Origin of the sequence: Providencia sp. PROV268, assembly GCF_028477805.1 — a bacterium.
Lineage (GTDB): Bacteria > Pseudomonadota > Gammaproteobacteria > Enterobacterales > Enterobacteriaceae > Providencia > Providencia stuartii.
The window spans coordinates 141,876-161,257 of the sequence record NZ_JAMPLW010000005.1; the positions used below are offsets into that span (position 1 = coordinate 141,876).

At 39.5% G+C, this 19,382-nt stretch carries 20 protein-coding genes and 1 riboswitch; of the genes, 8 read left to right on the forward strand and 12 right to left on the reverse strand.

What is annotated here, in order from left to right; all coding sequences use genetic code 11:
• Position 1 precedes the first annotated feature (1 nt).
• Positions 2 to 1,153 carry a histidinol-phosphate transaminase gene (locus tag PR699_RS04280; protein ID WP_014656137.1) on the reverse strand — a complete coding sequence of 384 codons (1,152 nt, stop codon included), beginning with the start codon at positions 1,151 to 1,153 and terminating at the stop codon, positions 2 to 4.
• Between the two features lie 267 nt (positions 1,154 to 1,420).
• Here PR699_RS04280 and PR699_RS04285 point away from each other — a divergent pair, with 267 nt between their 5' ends.
• The gene (locus PR699_RS04285) at positions 1,421 to 1,924 is read left to right on the forward strand and encodes a DUF1543 domain-containing protein (protein WP_014656136.1); all 504 of its coding nucleotides are present in this window, start codon (positions 1,421 to 1,423) and stop codon (positions 1,922 to 1,924) included.
• Between the two features lie 63 nt (positions 1,925 to 1,987).
• On the opposite strand, the gene PR699_RS04290 is transcribed toward PR699_RS04285, so the two are convergent.
• Both PR699_RS04290 and PR699_RS04295 read right to left on the reverse strand, forming a co-directional pair.
• A complete protein-coding gene (locus PR699_RS04290; RefSeq protein WP_004920739.1) occupies positions 1,988 to 2,344 on the reverse strand; it encodes a hypothetical protein in 357 nt (118 codons plus the stop codon).
• A 305-nt stretch (positions 2,345 to 2,649) separates the two neighbouring features.
• Positions 2,650 to 2,871: a hypothetical protein gene (locus PR699_RS04295; RefSeq protein WP_004920733.1), complete on the reverse strand. Its 222-nt coding sequence runs from the start codon at positions 2,869 to 2,871 to the stop codon at positions 2,650 to 2,652.
• 336 nt (positions 2,872 to 3,207) lie between these two features.
• Here PR699_RS04295 and PR699_RS04300 point away from each other — a divergent pair, with 336 nt between their 5' ends.
• Positions 3,208 to 3,582: a hypothetical protein gene (locus tag PR699_RS04300; RefSeq protein WP_014656135.1), complete on the forward strand. Its 375-nt coding sequence runs from the start codon at positions 3,208 to 3,210 to the stop codon at positions 3,580 to 3,582.
• A gap of 67 nt (positions 3,583 to 3,649) precedes the next feature.
• Here the strand turns inward: PR699_RS04300 and PR699_RS04305 are convergent, their stop codons facing one another.
• The gene (locus tag PR699_RS04305) at positions 3,650 to 4,024 is read right to left on the reverse strand and encodes a hypothetical protein (protein ID WP_004920727.1); all 375 of its coding nucleotides are present in this window, start codon (positions 4,022 to 4,024) and stop codon (positions 3,650 to 3,652) included.
• A 360-nt stretch (positions 4,025 to 4,384) separates the two neighbouring features.
• Entirely contained in the window at positions 4,385 to 4,621 is a 237-nt protein-coding gene (locus tag PR699_RS04310; RefSeq protein WP_004920724.1) for a DinI-like family protein, read from the reverse strand.
• Positions 4,622 to 5,271: 650 nt separating this feature from the next.
• Here PR699_RS04310 and PR699_RS04315 point away from each other — a divergent pair.
• Entirely contained in the window at positions 5,272 to 6,729 is a 1,458-nt protein-coding gene (locus tag PR699_RS04315; protein WP_004920719.1) for a sodium:alanine symporter family protein, read from the forward strand.
• 183 nt (positions 6,730 to 6,912) lie between these two features.
• Positions 6,913 to 7,821, forward strand: coding sequence for an aromatic amino acid DMT transporter YddG (gene yddG, locus PR699_RS04320; RefSeq protein ID WP_014656134.1), 909 nt, complete (start codon positions 6,913 to 6,915; stop codon positions 7,819 to 7,821).
• Between the two features lie 26 nt (positions 7,822 to 7,847).
• On the opposite strand, the gene brnQ is transcribed toward yddG, so the two are convergent.
• The 3 genes from brnQ to PR699_RS04335 all read right to left on the reverse strand — a co-directional run bounded on the left by brnQ (position 7,848) and on the right by PR699_RS04335 (position 10,855).
• Positions 7,848 to 9,179 carry a branched-chain amino acid transport system II carrier protein gene (gene brnQ, locus PR699_RS04325; protein ID WP_004920713.1) on the reverse strand — a complete coding sequence of 444 codons (1,332 nt, stop codon included), beginning with the start codon at positions 9,177 to 9,179 and terminating at the stop codon, positions 7,848 to 7,850.
• Between the two features lie 214 nt (positions 9,180 to 9,393).
• Complete coding sequence (gene yidA / locus PR699_RS04330) at positions 9,394 to 10,209, reverse strand: sugar-phosphatase (RefSeq protein WP_004920710.1); 816 nt, start codon at positions 10,207 to 10,209, stop codon at positions 9,394 to 9,396.
• A gap of 262 nt (positions 10,210 to 10,471) precedes the next feature.
• Complete coding sequence (locus tag PR699_RS04335) at positions 10,472 to 10,855, reverse strand: helix-turn-helix domain-containing protein (protein ID WP_004920708.1); 384 nt, start codon at positions 10,853 to 10,855, stop codon at positions 10,472 to 10,474.
• A gap of 590 nt (positions 10,856 to 11,445) precedes the next feature.
• Between PR699_RS04335 and mgrB the strand changes: the two genes are divergently transcribed.
• The 3 genes from mgrB (at position 11,446) to PR699_RS04350 (ending at position 13,631) form a co-directional block, all read left to right on the forward strand.
• Complete coding sequence (gene mgrB, locus PR699_RS04340; RefSeq protein ID WP_004920705.1) at positions 11,446 to 11,589, forward strand: PhoP/PhoQ regulator MgrB; 144 nt, start codon at positions 11,446 to 11,448, stop codon at positions 11,587 to 11,589.
• A gap of 196 nt (positions 11,590 to 11,785) precedes the next feature.
• Positions 11,786 to 13,168, forward strand: coding sequence for an amino acid permease (locus tag PR699_RS04345; protein ID WP_004920703.1), 1,383 nt, complete (start codon positions 11,786 to 11,788; stop codon positions 13,166 to 13,168).
• 52 nt (positions 13,169 to 13,220) lie between these two features.
• Positions 13,221 to 13,631, forward strand: coding sequence for a GFA family protein (locus PR699_RS04350; RefSeq protein WP_036940567.1), 411 nt, complete (start codon positions 13,221 to 13,223; stop codon positions 13,629 to 13,631).
• A 79-nt stretch (positions 13,632 to 13,710) separates the two neighbouring features.
• Here the strand turns inward: PR699_RS04350 and pagP are convergent, their stop codons facing one another.
• The gene (pagP, locus tag PR699_RS04355; RefSeq protein WP_014656133.1) at positions 13,711 to 14,286 is read right to left on the reverse strand and encodes a lipid IV(A) palmitoyltransferase PagP; all 576 of its coding nucleotides are present in this window, start codon (positions 14,284 to 14,286) and stop codon (positions 13,711 to 13,713) included.
• Positions 14,287 to 14,560: 274 nt separating this feature from the next.
• Positions 14,561 to 14,651, forward strand: a riboswitch (TPP riboswitch).
• A 52-nt stretch (positions 14,652 to 14,703) separates the two neighbouring features.
• On the opposite strand from pagP, the gene thiD reads away from it, so the two are divergent.
• Entirely contained in the window at positions 14,704 to 15,501 is a 798-nt protein-coding gene (thiD, locus tag PR699_RS04360) for a bifunctional hydroxymethylpyrimidine kinase/phosphomethylpyrimidine kinase (RefSeq protein WP_004920698.1), read from the forward strand.
• Between the two features lie 46 nt (positions 15,502 to 15,547).
• Here thiD and fbaB read toward each other — a convergent pair whose 3' ends face one another.
• The 3 genes from fbaB to yegQ form a co-directional block, all read right to left on the reverse strand.
• Positions 15,548 to 16,597 (reverse strand): class I fructose-bisphosphate aldolase, encoded by a 1,050-nt coding sequence (gene fbaB, locus PR699_RS04365; protein ID WP_036940565.1) that lies wholly within the window; start codon positions 16,595 to 16,597, stop codon positions 15,548 to 15,550.
• Between the two features lie 46 nt (positions 16,598 to 16,643).
• Positions 16,644 to 17,549, reverse strand: a complete 906-nt coding sequence (gene yegS, locus PR699_RS04370; protein ID WP_004920694.1) for a lipid kinase YegS — start codon at positions 17,547 to 17,549, stop codon at positions 16,644 to 16,646.
• Positions 17,550 to 17,977: 428 nt separating this feature from the next.
• Entirely contained in the window at positions 17,978 to 19,357 is a 1,380-nt protein-coding gene (gene yegQ, locus PR699_RS04375) for a tRNA 5-hydroxyuridine modification protein YegQ (RefSeq protein WP_004920692.1), read from the reverse strand.
• Positions 19,358 to 19,382: the final 25 nt, after the last annotated feature.

Below are 19,382 nucleotides of genomic sequence, written 5' to 3' on the forward strand. Positions count from 1 at the left end.
ACTATACCCAACCTTTCTCGCGGAACTGTTTTAATACAATAACAAATTGCTCCATCTCTTCGGGGGTACCTAGCGTTAAACGGCTCCAACCCATTGCTGGTGGAAATTCACGTCCAACCATAATGTGCGCATCGGCCATTCTTTTTTGGTATGTTTTGACATCACCTTTAACTTTATGAAAGATAAAATTCGCTTGTGAAGGGGCATAGGTAATACCGAGTTCATCTAATGCGGTTTCAACGATTTTTCTAGATAAGTTATTGGATTTCAGACTATATGCAATAAATGATTTATCCTGCAAAGAAGCAAGAGCGGCAACGGCGCCAGCCGTATTGGTATTATCTAAAGGTAAAAACGCATCAATGGCAGCAATAACTTCAGGGGTTGCGATACCGTAACCAACACGCAGTCCTGCTAACGCAAAAATCTTTGAAAAGGTGCGAGTGACAACAAGGTTATTTTTACCCTGTTTCACAAGCTCAATGGCACTGATAAATTTCGGGTCTTCAACGAATTCAGCGTAGGCTTCGTCTACGATGAAAAATTGTTTATCTGAAGATTTATGCATCCATTCGCTTAATTCGCTTGCTGGTGTGATCATCGCCGTTGGGTTATTTGGGTTACAGATATAAATGATTGATAACCCATCAAATTCATCAGCAAGTTGTTCCATTTTTTTTAGGTCGAATGACAAATCTTCTTTTAACGGAACTTTAGTGATTTTACCTGCAAATGATTGAGTATATAACTCGGCGTAATTGAATGTTGGGTCGGGCGTAATAAGTTGAAGTCCTTGATTTTGTTGGCGTGCTTTTGCTGCTAGCATCGCAACGGCAGCTTGGATGGTTTCTGAAGAGCCATTTCCCAATGTGACATGCTTGTCGGTCAAGGCATAGTGTTTACCTAGTGCTGCAATTAGGTCAGCTCTAGCATCATCAGGATAGCGGAATGAACCGGGTAGAGCGGCAATAACGGCATCTTTTGCTTTTGGCGACATGCCGAGTGAATTTTCATTAAAATTAAGCAGTAAAGGGTGTTGCGCATCAAGCAAAAATTGCGTTTTTGTTTCCGCAATAGCTTGATTGAAAAGAGAGTTTACAGCTAATCCGCCCATAACGGCTGAGCTTGTTTTTAGAAAAGAACGACGATCCATGGTGTTTCCTTGCAAAAAAAATAGTAATCATTAGATTACTGAAAATAGATTTGTTGTAAATAATTATTTATCACAAGTGATTATTTATTCATTTTGTTAAGATCGGACTTTAAGCAAAATACAGGTTAATTATTACTTTAATATATTGATAAATATAAATAATCACTCAGAATTTATGGTTTGTTGTGATAAAAAATTTCTTTTCATACATCAATGGTTATATAATGAATTATATATCGAAGGTTGTATAATAATTTGGATGATAAAATGAAGTTATTTATGTTTTATGTTGGTGGCAATGCAGGGAAGTCAAATATAGAAGTTCATGATATTCAATTCGTTGTAGCCGAAAAACCGACAGATGCTTGGCCTGCATTGCGGGAAGCTTGGTTTGGCGATAAGGATAAGATCCATATCGACGGCTATGCAACGATTAATTGGGTGGATGGATTTAAAATCGAACTACATCAGGAGCCTTCTTTAACGACACAGCGGCTATACTTTATTAATGTTGGAGGGTATCAGCCATCTACTCTGGCCGAACTGCATGAGTTTGATCTATTCGTTGCTGAATCGGCGGCGGAAGCAAAGCAAAAAGCGATTAATGCATTATTAGTTAATTGCCAACAGCAGCATAAAGACAATTTAAAGGATGTTGATGATTGTCTCTTATTGGATCAAATTGGCAATTATTATATTCACCTTATCCCTCAGCCAGACGGTGAGCATTTTAAGCCTGAATGGCAAGGCTATCAGCCTATCGGTATATGATTTTTATCTCGTAGGTCGTTTGATGATGTGAGTTGTAGGGCAGTGTTAACTGCCCTAATTCGTTTATCGCTGTTGAGGGGTATTATTGTTTGAAATTTCAATAACGGAGACTCGAACAACGTATTGTTTACCACTTTCTCCCTTTGGCGCATCAGCTGCAATTTTTTTCAGGGTCTCATCTGGCTGAGTTGTCTGAATTGACGTTGAATATTGCATTGCTCCATTATGGCGACCATAGTGACGGCCAGAACCGTTGTAGTGACGGTTATTATCACAAGGGCGGTCATTATATTGTTGCTGATTGTGATAACCATTTTTATGCCAAGCACCATCACAATAATTATTATCGTTATATGCGAAAGAAGAAAAGCTAATGGCAAATAAACTTGCTGAAATAAAAAGAGGCTTTAAATAATTCATATTTATACTCCTGTTGGGTACCGACTAATAATTATTTTGGCTCTTTTATTTATTATTTCAATGTTATTTACCTAAATAAAGAGATATATCATAGTTTCATCACTAACTACTCTTATTTCCTTCACAATGAAAAAAAGTTGTATTGATCTTTAAAATAAAGTAACTATTTTTATTTTTTATAGGCAGTAATACGTAATAAACATATTGGTATTTTGAATACGCTTCTTCTTTCAATTACAATTAATTGATTTATAGGTAATTTTATGTTGATTGGCACGGGTTAAATTGGTTATGGCATGCTACCGTTATAGATCAGAGAAAAACTTTGCTAATTTACTCAATGAACTAATTGAAGCGACGGCAATCTCTTTATTATAATCGTCACATAAAACTAACAATCTATCAATAGCGTCTTCTTGCTCGATTGAACATTTATAATCACCTAAAGCATTAATTGCCGCTATTTTTACATCGTTGTTAGTACCATAAGTAAGCTCAACAAGATTTTTTACGATCCTCTCTTTCATTCTATTCCCATATTTAAATGATAATCATTTCTCGATTATAATATTATGAGTGAAATTAGAAAACGTTTTTTTTATTAATGAATAATGAAAAAATATAAAAATTAAATATCAAATTAATGTGATGGAATATTATATTGAATGAAAAATTAATTAAATTGACAATATTATAAGTTAATTAATAAAAGATAAGATATCCTTAATAACGGCTTATAGAACACGCTTGTTGTATTCACCAATAAATCAAATTTTAGCGAACTTGGCTCATTTTGTTCACATAAAACAAGTTAATATCGTTATAATTAGTCTGACTAGCTAAATGCCAAGAAGGATTATGTATTGAAACGAATAAAAACCAAACTGTTTATCGTCATTTTGATTATTATTGCTGGCTTTGTATATCAATATGTTACAGCAATTCATGACTCTGACATTCAAAAAATGGCTCAGCAATTGGTCGAAAATAAACTCGCCTCACAGCAACCTGTGAACTTCAATGACGTTAAGGTTGTTAAGCGGAATCAATACAAAGAAGGTGAAAGTGTAGGCGTATGCGGCACATATCAGGTCGGTAATGATGGTCGTGCACTACTTTTTGTTGCTAATATTGATATTCGTGACGGGCAATTTTCAGGAAAGAATCAGTTATTGTTGAGCGATAACGAGGACATTCAGGCCTCTATCAAGACGATATGCCAAAAAGAGCAACCATAACAGCTCATGAGATAATAGAATGTGCCCAGTTTCGATAGAGACTGGGTACATTTTTATAGATTGATGCTTATTTCGTTTTGTTCAACAGAAGCTCAGTTTGGATTTTGCAAGCGGAGATTGAGTCATTTAGCGATTTCGCGAATTCGTCCTGGCTCTTAAAGCTACCTTTATTATCGCGGATGGTTTTAATGACAACAGCCAAGTTCTTTTGTAAATCAGCTTCGTTTGTCTCTAATTTAGCGAGATCAACATTTTTACTTTTTAGCTGAGTAAGTGCATCTGCTGCTAATTCGTTGCTGCTTTTATCTGAACGATAGGCATCATTGAGTGTTTGGCCTGTAATATCACAATAATCAATGGCAGTTTGGCTAATATTTAGTGGTTCATTAGCGCCTAGTGCGATAATCGGTGTAAAGCATACAGCAAGTAAAAGACGTTTCATGGCAGTACCTCTAGTTTTACACTAAATGAATTTTAACTTTATCGGATAATAGACAGAGACTATAGCAGAATAGGCCGAAAAGAGGGTGTCCTAAGTATTATTTCGCATTTTGAAACAAAAAAAGAGCCAGTAAAAACACTGGCTGCCATATTGAGCAAAAGCAATGTAAATGAAAATTACGTTATATAATTTATCATACAACGGTAATAAGAAAAGCGGTTTTGTGACTAAGATTAGCTTATTTGTAACAAATATGATCTTGATCAGCAATTGCCATTATGGAGAGATGGAGGAGGAGAGAGTAACCAGCCTTTAATTTAATGAATATAAGTAAAGGCTGGCTAAAACATAGGCGAATAATTATTTTGACCAATGCCCATGATGGAGAACGTCTTCAACTAATTCATGAAGAACGATATGAGCTTCTTTGTCATCATGAAAACCAGAAGTTTCAAATGTAGTTGCTCCAGTATCATGAATAATATAGAGATCGCTACCTGGATAAACTTCTAATACCCTTGCTCTTAGTTCTGAAGCAAATGCGTCATAAAGGCTTTGGGATACAGCATCATCAGAGATTTTAATGGTGATTTTCATTTTTTAACCTTAAATAGGGTTTCGATTTAATTGTAAATTTTATGGTGATGTATAAATAGAAGCAATAATCATTTTTCAATGCTCTTTTTACGATGTTTCTTTAAATGTTCTATTTGCTTGTTTAATAAACAGTTTGAGGGTATTCACCCTTAATATAAGGCAATAAATTTATTGAATAATAAACTGAATATGTTGGTGAAATTAAATTATTCATTTTATTAGTAGAGCAGGAATTATTAATAATAAAGAAATATGTATTTATAAAAGGGAATAATATAAAATTTTGATTATTATATAACCAAGATGGTGAATAAAGCGATAATATCATAAAATCAAATGATTAACTTTATGATTTTACTCTTGCTGTGAGTGTAATTTGTTGATTTTAAATCAAAAGCATCATCTAGTACACATCTTTATATTAGGTATTTATATAACAAATATCAATCTCAAAATTTAAACTTAAAAAATGTTTTACACGGAAGATAAAAAAATATAGTTTTATGACTCTTTGTTTTGTATTTCATTGTGCACGTTTAGGGATTGGTTTCTTATAATCGAAAGGGTGCTTGGTGAGATGAAACATTACAAAGATTATCATTAATTATACAGCGATCTTTATTTACATATAATAAAGTAAGGGGAATGGTTTGGTAGAAATCGTAAATTATCTAAACGACATTGTTTGGGGGTCGCTCCTCATCTATTTATTACTTGGCGTAGGTGTTTACTTTACACTTCGTACAGGATTTATTCAGTTTCGCCATTTTGGTCATATGTTTGGTGTTTTAAAAAATAGTAATCAAGCCGATAAAGCAGGGATATCGTCTTTTCAAGCATTGTGTACCAGCTTAGCGGCTCGGGTGGGAACAGGGAACTTAACCGGTGTTGCCATTGCGATAACGGCAGGAGGCCCTGGAGCCATTTTTTGGATGTGGGTGGTTGCGATGTTAGGGATGGCAACCTCATTTATTGAATCAACCCTCGCTCAATTGTACAAAACAAAAGATGACCAAGGAAATTATCGAGGCGGTCCTGCCTACTATATGCAAAAAGGATTAAACCGCCGTTGGATGGGCGTGTTATTTTCCATCTTTTTAATTATTGCATTTGGATTGGTATTCAATGCCGTTCAAGCAAACTCAATTGCACAAGCAACTGCTGTAGCATTTGATTTTAACCCTCTATATGTTGGCATTGCGCTTGTGGTGATGAGTGGTGTTGTTATTTTTGGCGGATTAAAATCAATTGCAAAGGTTGCTGAGCTAATCGTTCCTATTATGGCATTGGCTTATTTACTGCTAGCATTTTGGGTACTTGGACATCATATTGAACGCTTACCTGACGTCTTTATGATGATTATCCGCAACGCTTTTGGGTTACAGGAAGCGGCAGGGGGGGCAATTGGTTACGGTGTTGCTCAAGCGATGACTCAAGGTATCCAGCGCGGGTTATTTTCGAATGAAGCGGGGATGGGGTCTGCACCGAATGCAGCCGCTTCTGCCGCTCCATATCCCCCACATCCTGCTTCACAAGGTTATGTGCAAATGCTGGGTGTTTTTATGGATACGATTGTTATTTGCAGTGCGACGGCGATCATTATTCTCTCGTCTGGTGTACTTGAAAACCCAATGGATAAAATCAGCGGAATTGAATTAACGCAGCAGGCCTTATCATCTGTTGTGGGAAGTTGGGGTTCAACCTTTATTGCAATCGCAATCTTTTTCTTTGCATTCACTTCAATTATTGCCAACTATGCTTACGCAGAGAGCAATATGATATTCTTAGAAAATAATCACACCGCAGGTTTGCTTATCTTGCGCCTAGCTGCATTAGGCATGGTAATGTTTGGTGCCTTAGCCGAGATGCCATTGATATGGAAAATGGCGGATTTATCGATGGGGCTGATGGCAATTACTAATTTAATTGCCATCTTGCTGTTGTCTGGTATCGCGTTTAAATTAACCAAAGATTATAACTTGCAAAGGAAAGCAGGAAAAATTCCTACATTTGATATTGCTCAGCACCCTGAATTAAAAACGCAGGTAGAAGAGGGGATTTGGGATAAGGAAAATGTAGCCCAGTGGGATAAGCAAAAATCTATTTAATCATCATAAAAATAAGAGTCATGTCATTCTGGCTGGCTCTTATTTCCCTCTTATTGACGCCGATGTCAGCTAGCCCATTTTCACTCAATTTAATAAAGGTTATCAATAATACTTGCTTTCTAATAGGCTGAGCTTTAAGGTTTTTCTCATAAATTCAAAACTAACGGTTAAATTGAGTAAACAATGAAATTAGGGCAACATGCAGCAACATTTTATGGCGTAGTCTCTATTTTACTGTGGAGTACGATTGTTGGTTTAGTGCGAAGTGCGAGTGAAAACTTTGGTGCTGTTGGTGGAGCCGCATTAATTTATAGCCTTGGTACTGCCATTCTGGTTGTATTTATGGGGTTTCCCAAAATTCGTGCTTATCCTAAGCGCTACTTAATTTGGGGAACATTATTCTTTGTTAGTTATGAAATGTGTTTTGTATTAGCTCTGGGGTTGGCAAAAGACCGACAACAGGCTATTGAATTAGGGATGGTGAATTATTTATGGCCCAGCTTTACGATAGCATTAGCTGTTTTGTTTAATCGCCAGCGGTTTACTCTATTGCTTGGTATTGGGCTACTGTTAGCATTTGCTGGGTTAATATGGGTCATTTCGGGTGATCAACCTATTTCAGTCGCGGCAATTGCGGATAATATTTCAAGTAACCCATTAAGTTATTTACTCGCTTTTATTGGAGCTGTCCTCTGGGCGTTTTATAGCAATGTGACTAAGCGTATTTCTGGGGGGCATAATGGAATGGTGCTATTTTTTCTACTCACTGCGATAGGGTTATGGATACTTTTTGCGTTTGAACCTAATAAGCAATTCAATATTTCATGGCACAGTATCACATTGCTGTTAGTGGCATCCTTAGCAACAGGCGGTGCGAATGCGTTATGGACGCTCGCTGTGATCCGAGGCAATGTCGCTTTATTAGGTACGTTATCTTACTTTACACCTGTCATATCAACGGCGTTTTCGTCAATTCTATTAAGCACTGCGCTGACATTAGGTTTTTGGCAAGGAGTGGTAATGGTAACTCTTGGGTCGATTATCTGCTTTCTTGCAACTCGGCGGCCATCTAAGGTAAAAAGCGCCCAATAAAGTAGGGCGCTATCGTTGGTAATTAATTATGCTTTTTCATCGGTTAATTGCACGGTTTTGTTGCAAAAGAGGTTGCCAACAAACAGTGAAATTATGAAAGCGATAACCCCCGGTATTAACCAGCCCATACCTTGTTCAAATAGTGGTAAGTTTGAAACAAGGAAGCCCTTCACATTATCACTTAGCAACGTCATATTATTTAATGTATCTAATAGGCTCATAAAGACGATAACAGCGATAGTAATACCGTAAGTGACTCTTGGTGCAGCCATATAACGTCTTGCAAATTGCAGGAATACAATGGTGACCGAAGATGGGTAGATCATTAATAGCGCAGGAATAGTCACTCTTAATAATGTGTCTAGGCCGAAAGTAGAGACAATGGTGGTCAGCAATGTGAAAAAGACCACCCAAAAACGGTAACCTAAGCGATGGTGGAAAGTCGCAAAGTAGTCAGCACAAGCACTCGTTACGCCAACAAGGGTTGTCATGCTAGCTAATAAGACAATCCCACACATGATCCATGTGCCAATTGAGCCGAATAATGTATCCACGTAACGTGAGAATATTTGACCACCATTGGTTGCTGTATTGGCTACAAGTTCACTGGTTGCGCCAAGATAGAATAAGCAAATATAGAGTGCAGCGAGTAAGCTAACAGAGATTAAGCCTGCTTTGATGGTAATAAAAGCCACTTGGCGAGGCTGAGTGATATTTTTTGATGCTAAAGCACGAGCGACAATCCCACCAAAGGCCATGGCAGATAGCACGTCCATGGTTTGATAGCCATCAATTACCCCACCAAAAAAGGCATAATCGGCATATTGTTTTACTGGTGCATTAATCGGAGATAATGGCTCTGCCACCACAGCGATCCCGACCACAACCAATAGAATAAGCAAGGCTGGGGTCATAAACTTGCCGATTGCGCTGATCATCGTGCCTTGTTTAAGCATAAAGAACAAAGAGCACACGTTAAAAATCAAGGCAAAGGTAAGGTGTGAGGTGGTGCTTTTTTCAATGAAACCTAATGGAATGAAGCCCATTTCAAAAGCCGTATTTGTCACCCTTGGCATCGCAAAGGTTGAACCTACAATTAAGTATAGCGCCACCCAAAAAATGACAGCAACCCACTTAGGTAAATCCACAGACAGGCGCTCACCACGGCCTTTAACGGCGACGGTAACCAGAGTCATAAAGGGCAGGATAACACCCGTAATAATAAAGCCAAGCGATGTGCTGAACCAATCTGTACCCGATTGGTAGCCTGCCATAGGAGGGAAAATAATGTTTCCTGCGCCTAAAAATAGTGCGAAGACCATCATCCCAAGAATTACCATATCTTTAGTCGAAAACATGTTACTACCTGTTTGTAATGTATATTTTGCAATGAATATTTTAGTATTACAGTATTTTTAAGGGGGCAGATAGTATCAAATTTAGAAAGCTAAGTAAGGTTTTAGTCATCCATTTGGCTTTTGGATGTAGGGAAATAGGGAAGGGAATGGGTAAACAAGCAGTCTGATTCTGTAAGATATGATTAATTGGCAGTGAATATCACTGCCAAAAAGATTATTGTTGGTTAATAAATTTATTTAGCGCAACGGCGACACCGTCTTCGTTATTGGTGGCAGTGACAAATTTTGCAATATCACGAACGTTATCGATAGCATTTCCCATAGCGACGGGAAATTTGGCGTATTGCAGCATTTGTATATCATTATTTTGATCGCCAATACTCATGACTTTATCAGGTGTAATGCCGAGTTTTTCACAAATTAGCTGTAGTGCTGCGCCTTTACTTGCCGTTTTACTGGAGATTTCTAAAAAGTAAGGGCTGGTTTTTATGAGAGAATAACTTTCAAAAGTATCTTCAGGAATATAACTGATCCCAACGCTCAGCTTTTCAGGCTGGTCTATCATCATCACTTTAGTAAATTTGAGACTGGGATCCATTTCGTTTGCTGGACAATATACGAGTGGAGTATTTGTCAAATAAGCATCATGGACGGTGTAATGGCTAATGTGACGGTTGGCGGTGAACATGGTGTTTTGTGCAAGTGCATGCATATGCACACCAACATCGTTAGCGAGAGAAACAAAATATTGGTAATCCTCAAAATCGAGAAGGTTTTCAATTAAATGGGTACCATCATTGGCTTGATGTATCACACTACCATTATTGCTGATGCAATAATCTGATGCATTATCTAGCCCAAGTTCTTGAAGGTAGGGGAAGATCCCAGAAAATGGCCGCCCAGATGCAAGTACGACACGGACACCTTTATTTTTTGCCTGAATAACCGCCTCTTTAACAGCAGGGGTGATTTGGTGTTGAGAGTTGAGTAAAGTGCCATCTAAATCAATCGCTACCAGTTTGATAGACATCAACGCCTCCGGTTAATGATGTTTTATTGAAATACCTTACTCTATTTACACAAAATGTAAATTAGCTAAAAAAGAGCAATAACGAGAAACCGGTGCAACATGAGCCATTTTATCGTTCGCCACGATCTTAAAATGATTAAGTAAATGATTTTTGCCGCTTATTGATAACCTAACTGAGTTAGAAAATAAAACGGCATAAGTGACAATGGCTTATGGCATTGGGTGATGTAGGGGGAGGGGCCTCAACGCAAATAAGGCATCTTCACTCACCGTTATGGGTTAAATGCAGTGGCTCCTTTACATCTAAATCAATATCAACATTTTGTCTGAAATCAAACGGTGTAATGCCGTATTCCTTCCTAAACATATAGGTAAAATGTGATTGTGAGCCAAATCCAAAGTCTAAGGCGATATCAAAAATAGACTGATCGCTATTTCTTAATAGGTTGACTGCACCCGCCAGTCGACGTTGGCGAATATATTTACCTAATGAAATCCCTGTGACTTCCTTAAAGATTTTCTGCATATGCCAGAGGGAGTAGCCTGAGTAGGCGGCAAGCTCTTCCAAATGGATAACACGACCTAAATGTTCTTCGATCCATTTGCTTAGAGCATCAACAAGTGCTAAGTGGTTGTCTTGTGGCATCTCGATTCAATTATTGAGGTCGTTGACCTTTTGGTGTTAGATTTTTGTTCAAAATACATCTGTTTTGTCGAATTGAGTCAACGAAAGCATTATTCCTCAATCACGTAATAGAAAACAATAGTAAAACAGATTGCATCCGAACCCCATAGGGCGAGTTTATACCCCTTTTAGCATGGTACAGCGATCTCGCATAAACGTATCTACCCAGCTTCATTTATTTAGAGATTAGCTAAGTATTTATTGGTAAGGCTAAAAAATAAACACGAATAGCTAATGGGCTAAATAAGGTAGCTGAAGTATACACAACTTCATTTGATCATGACAAAGGCCGCTTGTGCGGTATTACGATTAAATTGATGAAAAAAAAGCCAATTAAACACAATTTTTGGCAATGAGTAGGAAAAATAAGCATAAAGACGAAAATTGACATGAACTGCTTATTTTCCTCAAATTTTATTCTGATGGCTGAGGTAACATTTGGCATCAAAACATAGTCTATTCGCCAATAGTATCATTCTGTTTATCTTAGCTTTACCGTAATTTATTGATAATTAATAATTATGGTGCTGTTTTTTTAAGGGAGAGTATTGTTGAAATACAAATTGATCATCGGTGTATGCATCGTGATAACCTGTATTTTTTTATATCTTTTAGCCATGGATAGCCTTTGCGACCAAGGTGGTGAAAATTTTATATTTGGAATATGTCAAATAACTGACTTGTTACCGTTTTGATTTTATCCTTTAATACGCCATACTGTGCGTCTTGCGCATCTTTATCAGATAACATCAATATTTAATATGATAAAGGCTCAAGATAGGGCAGAGTATGTGTTTCAGTAGTGTTAATAATAAAATTCAAATAAACTTGTATGCTTAGCTCAATCAATAGAGATAACAAGCAAGTACATAGGATGATAAGGGTAAAGTTATGGCGCAAGAGCAGCAAACGCTAAAGCGTGGATTAAAGAATAGGCATATCCAATTGATTGCTTTGGGAGGTGCCGTTGGCACAGGGCTGTTTCTTGGAATAGCAACAACCATCAAAATGGCAGGCCCTTCGGTATTGTTAGGGTATGCATTATGTGGGGTTATTGCTTTTCTGATCATGCGCCAGTTAGGGGAAATGATCGTTCAAGAGCCTGTTGCAGGTTCATTTAGTCACTTCGCATTTAAGTATTGGGGAGGCTTTGCAGGCTTCCTCTCCGGATGGAATTATTGGTTTATGTTTATCCTCGTTGGGATGACGGAACTGACTGCCGCGGGGAAATATATGCAAGGGTGGTGGCCTGATTTACCGATTTGGGTTTCTGCCATCGTCTTTTTTATCGTTGTAAATGCGGTCAACTTTATTAATGTGCGCGCTTATGGTGAAACTGAGTTCTGGTTTGCCTTAATCAAGGTGGTTGCAATTGTTGCGATGATCCTCTTTGGTTGTTATTTACTGTTTAGTGGGCGAGGTGGTTCAGAATCTGGGCTGTCTAACCTATGGGAATATGGCGGCTTCTTTGCTAACGATTTTCTTGGTTTATTAATGGCTCTTGCTATTATTATGTTTTCATTTGGTGGCTTAGAGTTAGTCGGGATCACCGCCGCAGAAGCTGAAAAACCTGAACAAAGCATTCCTAAAGCGATTAACCAAGTTGTTTATCGTATCTTGATTTTCTATATAGGCTCGATATTAATTTTATTGCTGTTGTACCCATGGGTTAAATTAGATAACGATACAAGCCCATTTTATATCATCTTCCATAATTTAGGTGATGCTCTGGTCGCCAACGCATTAAATGTGGTTATGTTGATAGCGGCGCTGTCCGTTTATAACAGCGGCGTATACTGTACCAGCCGTATGCTATTTGGTCTTGCTCAACAAGATAATGCACCTAAGTTTCTGGCGAAAGTCAATAAAGGTGGTGTACCTATTATGGCATTAATTGTTTCAGGTATTGTGACTTCGGTAGGTATCTTGATCAATTTTGTGATGGAAGGGAAAGCCTTTGTATTTTTAATGTCATTAGTCGTGACAACGCTAGTCATTAACTGGATTATGATTTGTATTTCTAACTTAAAGTTTAGAGCGCAAATGAACAAGCAAGGTATTGAAACTAAGTTTAAAAGTATCTGGTATCCGTTCGGCAACTACTTGTGTCTCGCTTTCTTGGCATTGATCTTGATTGTGATTTTGATGATGGAGAGTTTGAGAATTTCTGTACTGATTATGCCATTATGGATAGGCGTCCTGTGGATTGGCTATCAATTCTCAGGTGCGAAAAAACAAGGAATGGCGAAAAAGAAGGCATCGACAGCTAATTAATTAGCACTCATATCAATTAGTGTAATTATTCAATACATTGATAGGAGACACTATGGATACACGGTTTGCTCAGTGCCACTGTGGCAGCGTTAAATTCAAAGTCACACTATCCGATGGATTGAATACCGCAAGAAGATGCAATTGCTCCTACTGTCGTATGAGGGGAGCAATTGCGGTCTCTGCTCCGTTATCAGGTATTGAAATTATCGAAGGCAAAGATAAATTGACGGAGTATCGTTTCAATACACGCCAAGCCGCCCACTTTTTCTGCTCAATGTGTGGCATTTATACCTTTCATCAACGACGTTCAAACCCTGAACAGTATGGGGTCAATGTGGCTTGCCTAGAAGGTGTTTCACCTTTTGATTTCGAGACAGTCAATGTGATGGATGGCGTAAATCACCCAAAAGATGGCGGTGGTGGCGTTATCGGGTATTTAACTTATCGGAAAGTTGCTGAATAACTTCATTTAAACAATAAAATAGCCAGTGACAGAGCGTTGTGACTGGCTATTTTTTTAGGTGCTTAATAAAAGGTTGGTATTACCATTGCCAACGTAACCAAGCAAAGAGCACGTTACCGTTGTTATATGTTCCAGGGATATAGGTTGCTTGCAGTGCTAATCTGTCATACTCCATAGAAACTAATGGAAGAGGAAGTGGCAGCGGGATGTAATAATAATCATCACGCGCGGTTACACTCAAGGTGAAGCCAGCCCCCATTTTAAAACCGTCTAGTTCCCCAGGGATCCACATTTTTTGATAAGCATAGCCCGCGATTGGCTCTACTTTATTATGAGAGTCCATGAATGCCATAGCATATAGTGCATGCCAGTCATTGTCTTCATCATAGCGATATTTACCTAGCCCAAATCCCCATGGGGTTTCGTTATAACTATCGGTTTTCTCTTTATCGTAAGTAAAGCGGTTATGCCATGTTAAAACGGGAACATAGATATCGTATTGATTTGAATCCCAAGTGGTACTGACATTTCGGGTAAATTTATCCCATAGCCCCTCAGACTCCTTATCAGTAGAAGGGGATGAAGCAAAGCAGAAGGCGGTCATCATTAAGGCTGATGCCCCTACAACTTGCTGCAATTTTTTGTTAACTCTCATGGTAAATCCGACTCAGGTTAATGCATGTTTTGGATATTGTAGATTGAGGTAGTGAGCCAAAAATATCACTGCTCACGAAATGATTGTGCTCATTAATTATTTTAGATTACCTAGGTGCGATATAACAGCATTAATTGATATTTACTAATATTGGCAATAGTCTTAATTATTTAGATACTAATGCGAGTATTATTCGGTTTTTCCTGAATAACAGGCGTCAGCAAGTGGTGGATAGGCTGGTTTGTAGCAAGGAAAAATGCGATACTCTATAAGTATTTTTGGCTCGGGGCGTCGATAAAGACTGAGAAGCACCCGTATTACCTGATCTGGATAATGCCAGCGTAGGGAAGTCGGAAGCGTCAATGATAAACCTTCCAATAAGACCGCTCCTTACGTTGTGCTTAGGAGTGAGATTTCATGAGAATCAATGCGTTAACCATCGCGGGAACAGACCCATCGGGTGGAGCGGGGATCCAAGCAGATTTAAAAACCTTTTCGGCTCTTGGTGCTTATGGCACGAGTGTCATGACGGCGTTGGTGGCGCAAAATACCCGTGGTGTTCAATCAGTTCATGAACTCCCTGAGACGTTCGTGGCAGCACAACTTGAATCCGTACTCAGTGACGTACGCATTGACAGTGCTAAAATTGGCATGCTGTTTAATCAGAAAGTGATTGCGGTCGTTGCTCAGGCTTTAGAGCAGTACAACATCCCTCATGTGATTTTAGATACGGTCATGATTGCCAAAAGTGGCGATCCTCTACTACAGCCTGATGCCGTTGATGCAATGAGACGAAAGCTGTTGCCATTGGTATCATTGATTACCCCAAATTTACCTGAAGCTGCCTCGCTATTAGGTGAACACACTGCCAAAACAGAATCTCAAATGTTAAGTCAAGGGCATCGATTACTGGATATGGGGTGCCAAGCTGTTTTGATGAAAGGGGGGCATCTTAGCGACAGTGAAAGCCCTGATTGGTTAATAACTTCAGAAGGTGAATGGCGTTTTACCTCACCAAGAGTGAATACTCGTCATACACACGGTACGGGATGTACATTGTCTGCTGCACTCGCTGCATTAAGGCCACGCTTTAAGGATTGGCAACAGACTGTTCCGGAAGCAAAAGCTTATTTACAAGCGGCGTTAGAGCAAGCTGATAGCTTAGAAGTGGGGTCGGGGATTGGGCCGGTTCATCATTTTCATGCATGGTGGTAATGCATAGATTGAAAATGCCCTCGTATGAGGGCATAAGCGAGGCGAATTAAGCGATAGTCACGTCTTTACTGAGGTAAACATCCTGTACGGCATTGATCAATGCCACACCTTCTTGCATGGATTTCTTAAAGGCTTTACGGCCTAAGATGAGCCCCATGCCGCCTGCACGTTTATTGATAACCGCAGTGCGTACTGATTCGCTCAGGTCATTTTGCCCAGAAGCGCCACCTGAGTTGATAAGACCTGCACGCCCCATATAACAGTTCGCTAATTGATAACGAACAAGATCGATTGGGTTATCGGTTGTGAGTTTGGTATACACGCGCTCATCGGTGTGACCAAAGCCAATCGCTTTATAGCCGCCGTTATTTTCAGCCATTTTTTGTTTTACGATATCCGCACCGATAGTTGCCGCGATATGGTTTGCTTGCCCCGTTAAATCGGCACTTGCGTGGTAATCAACGCCATCTTTTTTAAATGCGGAATTGCGTAAATAAGCCCATAGAACGGTTACCATGCCGAGTTCATGTGCTCGTTCAAATGCCGCAGAAATCTCTTCAATTTGGCGACGAGACTCAGGAGAGCCGAAATAGATAGTCGCACCGACCGCAACGGCACCCATTTCAAACGCTTGTTCAACACTGGCATATAAGGTTTGGTCGTATTGAGTAGGGTAACTGAGGGTTTCGTTATGGTTCAGTTTGACTAAGAAAGGAATTTTATGCGCGTAGCGGCGCGAAACGGCAGCTAAGACACCATAGGTAGAGGCTACGCAGTTACAACCAGCCTCAATCGCTAATTCGACAATATTTTTAGGGTCAAAATAGAGCGGGTTGGCAGCAAATGAGGCAGCGGCTGAGTGTTCAACGCCTTGGTCAACGGGAAGAATAGACAGATAACCGGTGCCAGCTAAGCGACCATGGTTAAATAAAGTCTGCATTGAACGAAGTACACTATTGGGGCGGTTATTATCGATCATCACACGGTCAACAAAATCTGAGCCAGGCAGATAAAGGTTTTCACGAGGGATAGTTTGGCAACGATGGTCTAAAAGAGTTGAAGCTTCGGAACCTAACAGCTTAGCGATATCAGTCATGACTTCCTCCATTTAACAAAAGTCTAGGGGATGTTAATCATAAAATTTAAGATAACAAGCCACATTGAGGCGGTAACCGGCAGTGGATCGCTTCAGGTAGTAATTCAAAGGTGAAAGTTTCACCAGAAAGCGGCTCTCCGTCCAAATTAAATACCATTTCATGGGGCGATGAAATTTTTACCCAACGAGTTGTTTTTTCAATTAAATGCTGATTTTTATCATTGCTGAACAAATTGGTCAGTAGAGCGGGTATCACATCGCGAGCGGGTATGATGAGCAAATTCAATTTACCATCATCGATTAATGCATCGGGGGTTAATTGTTGTCCACCACCCGCCTGTATTCCATTACCGATAGCAACAACCAGAGTTTCGCCTTCCCAATGAAAATGCTCTGTTTCAATTCGACAGGTGTCGGTTTTCAGTGTGTCAGGGCGCAACAAGCCATTAATAACATAAGCTGCGCCACCCAGTGCTGACTTAAGAGCATCCGGCGTTTCTGTTGTGATCCGAGTGCCAAACCCCCCCGTGGCCATATTCATAAAAAAAGCATCATGATTGACTCTAGCAATATCTATCGCCACTGATTTGCCTTTTACTGCTAATGCTAAAGCAGCATGGATATCCATAGGGATGTTGGCGCCAGTAGCAAAATCATTAGCTGTACCTAGCGGTAAGATACCAATCGCGGGGCGTTGCTTTTCAGGTAAGCGCATTAACGCACTGGCTACAGCGTTAATTGTGCCATCGCCGCCACCGGCGATAATTGTTTCTGCACCTTCGCGGATTGCTTCATCAATAAAAGTAGGTAATTCACTGGTTTCCCATGGGATCCTCACCAAAATTGTATGACCTTCTTCACGTAGCTGGTAGATGGCTTTTCTTAGCTCAGGGTTGGCAGATTGTTTACCGTTGAGGATGATAAGTGCGCGATGAAGTTTATCGATAGCCATTTTGATCCTTGTAGTGATAACAACAGTGATCACAGTATAGACACAACGGAGGGATAAATGACAATAATTCAATAATCACATTGATAGATTAAATCATTCTATAGGGGAGATAAAAAAGAAATGGCTAGCTCAAGGGAGATTGAGCCAGCCAAGGAGGTGGTTCCTAGTCTTATTTTATGACTTTCTAGTTCTTCATTTTCGATTGTGACTATACGACATTGAATAGCTAATTGTTGTGATCTATTGCATAAAAATGGATATTAAATACATTTTTACGGTAAAACACTATTTATGAGAATGATTATCAATTGAAGTTGATGTTTTATACTGAGATAGTTTGAAACGGAAAAATAAAAAATGCTAGAAATTCAATCAATTAAATTAATGAATTCTAGCATTATAATCAATTAGCTTAATGCGTAACGAAATTAAGCCGTAGTTGATGATTCAGTTTGATGTGGTGAGCGAGTCGTTGTGCCTGATAGGTTACGTATTAGCAGGCCAAAATTTAGATCAACATCATCAGGAACAGGCAGATAAACAATATGACCGTTGCCCGGTGCCACGTCAATGGCTTCCCCTTTACGGTTATGGAGCGCATCAAGGGTAAACACAATGTTTCCAGCTGGAGTCATTAATTCTAAGCTATCACCTAGACTAAATTTATTTTTGACGTCAACTTCTGCGAGGCCGTTAACACGTTTACCCGTAAATTCACCCACAAATTGCTGAGTTTCAGAAACCGAATAGCCATATTCATAGGTTTGATAGGCATCATGGGTGTGACGGCGTAAAAAGCCTTCGGTATAGCCACGGTGAGCTAAGCCTTCTAAGGTCGAAAGGAGAGTTGGGTCGAATGGCTTACCGGCAACCGCATCATCAATTGCACGGCGATAGACTTGTGCTGTACGTGCACAGTAATAGAATGATTTTGTGCGTCCTTCAATTTTTAAGGAGTGCACACCCATTTTAGTCAAGTTTTCAACGTGTTCTATCGCGCGTAAATCTTTGGAGTTCATGATATAAGTGCCATGTTCGTCTTCAAAGGCGGTCATATACTCACCCGGACGTTTAGCCTCTTCGATCATAAACACTTTATCGGTCGGGGCACCTTCACCTAAAGTTGGCGCTATGTTTTTGACAGGGATAGGCTCATGCATATGCACGATATTTCCCACATCATCTTCTTTGCCTTCTTCAACTTTATATTCCCAGCGGCAGGCGTTGGTGCAAGTACCTTGGTTTGGGTCGCGTTTATTGATATAACCTGACAGTAGGCAACGGCCAGAGTAGGCCATACACAGTGCACCGTGAACGAATACCTCTAATTCAATATCAGGCACCTGTTTACGAATTTCAGCGATTTCTTCAAGTGAAAGCTCACGTGATAAAATGACGCGAGTCAGACCCATTTGCTTCCAAAATTTTACCGATGCCCAGTTAACTGCATTTGCTTGTACGGATAAATGAATATCCATGTCAGGGAAGGCTTCGCGAACCATCATAATCAAACCAGGGTCTGACATGATCAACGCATCTGGCCCCATTTCAATGACAGGGGTTAGGTCGCGAATAAAGGTTTTCAGCTTGGCATTATGCGGTGCGATGTTAACAACGACATAGAACTTTTTACCAAGTTCGTGGGCTTCTTGGATCCCTTTAGCAAGGTTTTCGTGGTTAAATTCGTTGTTACGCACGCGAAGGCTATAACGAGGTTGCCCTGCATAAACGGCATCTGCGCCATAAGCAAAAGCATAACGCATGTTCTTTAATGAACCTGCGGGCGATAATAATTCTGGTGTAAACATGTTGCTTCTCAGTCTGATATCAAGT

Bases quoted from the DNA above. Each gene is read 5' to 3' on its own strand.
- PR699_RS04280 (WP_014656137.1), bottom strand. From the start codon at position 1,153: ATGGATCGTCGTTCTTTTCTAAAAACAAGCTCAGCCGTTATGGGCGGA.
- PR699_RS04285 (WP_014656136.1), top strand. From the start codon at position 1,421: ATGAAGTTATTTATGTTTTATGTTGGTGGCAATGCAGGGAAGTCAAAT.
- PR699_RS04290 (WP_004920739.1), bottom strand. From the start codon at position 2,344: ATGAATTATTTAAAGCCTCTTTTTATTTCAGCAAGTTTATTTGCCATT.
- PR699_RS04295 (WP_004920733.1), bottom strand. From the start codon at position 2,871: ATGAAAGAGAGGATCGTAAAAAATCTTGTTGAGCTTACTTATGGTACT.
- PR699_RS04305 (WP_004920727.1), bottom strand. From the start codon at position 4,024: ATGAAACGTCTTTTACTTGCTGTATGCTTTACACCGATTATCGCACTA.
- PR699_RS04310 (WP_004920724.1), bottom strand. From the start codon at position 4,621: ATGAAAATCACCATTAAAATCTCTGATGATGCTGTATCCCAAAGCCTT.
- yddG (WP_014656134.1), top strand. From the start codon at position 6,913: ATGAAATTAGGGCAACATGCAGCAACATTTTATGGCGTAGTCTCTATT.
- brnQ (WP_004920713.1), bottom strand. From the start codon at position 9,179: ATGTTTTCGACTAAAGATATGGTAATTCTTGGGATGATGGTCTTCGCA.
- yidA (WP_004920710.1), bottom strand. From the start codon at position 10,209: ATGTCTATCAAACTGGTAGCGATTGATTTAGATGGCACTTTACTCAAC.
- PR699_RS04335 (WP_004920708.1), bottom strand. From the start codon at position 10,855: ATGCCACAAGACAACCACTTAGCACTTGTTGATGCTCTAAGCAAATGG.
- PR699_RS04345 (WP_004920703.1), top strand. From the start codon at position 11,786: ATGGCGCAAGAGCAGCAAACGCTAAAGCGTGGATTAAAGAATAGGCAT.
- PR699_RS04350 (WP_036940567.1), top strand. From the start codon at position 13,221: ATGGATACACGGTTTGCTCAGTGCCACTGTGGCAGCGTTAAATTCAAA.
- pagP (WP_014656133.1), bottom strand. From the start codon at position 14,286: ATGAGAGTTAACAAAAAATTGCAGCAAGTTGTAGGGGCATCAGCCTTA.
- thiD (WP_004920698.1), top strand. From the start codon at position 14,704: ATGAGAATCAATGCGTTAACCATCGCGGGAACAGACCCATCGGGTGGA.
- fbaB (WP_036940565.1), bottom strand. From the start codon at position 16,597: ATGACTGATATCGCTAAGCTGTTAGGTTCCGAAGCTTCAACTCTTTTA.
- yegS (WP_004920694.1), bottom strand. From the start codon at position 17,549: ATGGCTATCGATAAACTTCATCGCGCACTTATCATCCTCAACGGTAAA.
- yegQ (WP_004920692.1), bottom strand. From the start codon at position 19,357: ATGTTTACACCAGAATTATTATCGCCCGCAGGTTCATTAAAGAACATG.